Below are 2,599 nucleotides of genomic sequence, written 5' to 3' on the forward strand. Positions count from 1 at the left end.
AAGGACCTGCATGTCGCCAGATCAGTCACGCCGTACTTGATTTGCTCTATGCCTAAAATCGTCATGCCAATGCTCCTTTCACTTCGCCCACGCAATAGGCTGGTCGTTCATGCCCCAATAGACGCTCTTTTGCTGCATGTACTCTCGGATCCCGAGGTAGCCCTTCTCGCGTCCCATACCACTGTCCTTCCAGCCACTGAACGGGGTCGAGATCGAAAACTGCTTGTAGGTGTTGATCCACACAGTTCCGGCTGCGAGTGCCTTGCTGACTCTCCATGCGCGCTTGTAATCACGTGTCCAGATACCCGCAGCAAGACCAAACACGCTGTCGTTAGCCTGCTCAATGAGAGATTCCTCGCCGTCGAACGGAAGCGCGACAAGGACGGGACCGAAGATCTCCTCTTGACAGACGCGAGAATCGTTCGTCAATCCATCGAAAATAGTGGGAAGGTAGAAGAAACCCGCCTCGCGGCCATTGCCCGTCGGACGCTCTCCGCCGCAGCGCAGCCTTCCGCCCTCTTCTAACGCCTTAGCAACGTACCGCTCGATCGTTTCGCGGTGTTGCTTAGAGATAAGCGGACCCATGTGCGTGTCTTCGCGGGAAGGGTCACCAACTCTGAGGCACTGAGCTGCATGGGTCAGTCGCGTGACAAATTCGTCGAAGATCTCCCGCGCGACAAAAAGGCGAGACCCTGCGATGCAGGACTCACCCGATGAACTAAAAATCCCATAAAGCACGCCATTGATTGCGTGATCAAGGTCGGCATCCTCAAACACAATGGTCGGTGACTTGCCGCCTAGCTCGAGAGAGACAGGCATTAGCTTTTCGGCCGCAAGTCGCGCTATGCCTCGACCGACTGTCGTGCCGCCAGTGAAGGATACTTTCTTTACGAGTGGGTGCCTTACTAGCGCATCGCCCACCACCGAGCCCTTCCCTGGAAGTACACTCAGAACTCCTTTCGGAACACCGGCTTCCTCGCAAATTCGCGCAAGTGCTAACGACGCCAGCGGTGTTACTTCCGCCGGCTTAAGGACAACCGAATTACCGGCGGCTAGTGCCGGCGCAAGCTTCTGAGCATCGGACGCTATCGGAGAATTCCATGGAGTGATGGCAGCAACGACGCCCATTGGCTCGTGAACGTTCATCGTGATGTAGTCCCCACGCGAGGGGGTAACAGCGTCCTCAAGTGTCTCTACGCAAGATGCAAAGTACCTGAAGGTGTTTGCGGCACTGCGCACCAAGGCACGGGTCTCTTTGATGGGCTTACCATTGTCCCGTCGCTGCAGCAAGGAGAGTCCTTCCTGTTTCGCGTCAATTAATGACGCGATGTTATGCAATACAGCGGCGCGTTCGTGTGCCTTTAGTCCCGCCCAGTCCGGCTTGCGCCAGGCGACGTCTGCAATGTCGACCGCATCTTGGACGTCACGCGCCGTGGCGGTGCTCACTTCCGTGTTCACGGATTGATCCGCAGGGTAAATGCTCACATAAGCATCCCCAGTGCCGCGTCGCCATTCCCCCGCAACAAATATCTTGTCGTTCTCGAGAAGGGTTGGGTCGAAAGCGCTCATTCCGTTGGCCTGTCAGATTACGTAATGTGCAGCGCGGTTGCGCAACGCTCGAATGGCGCTGAAGGCGGTCAGCGCAGACGTCTTCGGATTGTCAGCCAAGGGCCTGCCACACATTTCAAGCGACATTTCGCCAAACGCGCCGCGTGCCGTAATTCGATGGATGTTTCGTTGGACGCTCGGATCAGCGATCAATCGAACGGAAGTCTTGTCAAGGCCTAGGCCGGCTAGCGCAATGGTCGCGGCGACATTGGCATTTTGTGGAAACAAACGAGCCGCATCACGAGCACTTCCTTCGAAAATGACGTGTGCTTCGCTTAAAGCATTGAGGTCGCAGACACCCTCAGCTGGTGTGCCAAGCCAACCCTTTGGCGGCTTGCGCCCAGTGTATAAAACCTCGTCCAGACCTCCATTGCGGGCCGCAGATATTGCGTCGACTCCACCGATCGCGCCTGCAATCAGGGTAAGCGTGGCACCGCTCTGCTCCGCAGCTTCCACCAACGCTCCCCGCAATAAGTCGTCCGACAAAGCGCCGATCGATGCCACCGCACAGTCGGTACCTCCTTGGAGCAGAGGCACAACGTGGTCGCGCAGCGCCGCATGCCCGGCGCATTCGAGGACGAACTGCGGACGACGGCTCAGCGTCATCGCAGACGAAACGACTTCCACACCCGCCGCACCGATATGTTCCTGCACGTGCTGAACTTGGGAATCAGGCACGATTACTTGAGTAATCTTCAGATTACGGTCGTCCGCAACGGTCTTGTAAACTGTTGAGCCGATCGCGCCAAAGCCAATTAGGGTGACGTCGAGGACGTCGCGCAATGCATTAGCCATTTTTTGCTTCCTGCGAGTCCGCTTTCTTTGTAGCGGGTCCTGCGAAGGGGGTCGCGAAATCGCCGATAGCGAGCATGTCGACCTCGACAACTACGGGTCCGCTTTCTTGAATTCCCTCTTCGAGCACCTGCTGGACTCGGTCAAAGGAAGTCAGCAAGTGATGTTTCACGCCCATGCTCGCGCACAATTGCCCGAA

Annotated in this window: 2 protein-coding genes and 1 pseudogene; all 3 read right to left on the reverse strand. The window is 56.8% G+C overall.

Features of this window, described 5'->3' with window-relative positions; translation table 11 throughout:
- Nucleotides 1-78 precede the first annotated feature (78 nt).
- The gene (locus AWB76_RS38495; protein WP_061165309.1) at nt 79-1,569 is read right to left on the reverse strand and encodes an aldehyde dehydrogenase; all 1,491 of its coding nucleotides are present in this window, start codon (nt 1,567-1,569) and stop codon (nt 79-81) included.
- Between the two features lie 12 nt (nt 1,570-1,581).
- On the reverse strand, nt 1,582-2,403 hold the full coding sequence (locus AWB76_RS38500; protein ID WP_061165310.1) for an aspartate dehydrogenase: 822 nt from the start codon (nt 2,401-2,403) through the stop codon (nt 1,582-1,584).
- Nucleotides 2,396-2,599, reverse strand: a pseudogene (locus tag AWB76_RS41965) (thiamine pyrophosphate-binding protein); the annotation flags it as partial. The gene AWB76_RS38500 and the pseudogene AWB76_RS41965, both read right to left, overlap by 8 nt.

Source organism: Caballeronia temeraria, from assembly GCF_001544795.2.
In the GTDB taxonomy this organism is placed as follows: Bacteria; Pseudomonadota; Gammaproteobacteria; order Burkholderiales; family Burkholderiaceae; genus Caballeronia; species Caballeronia temeraria.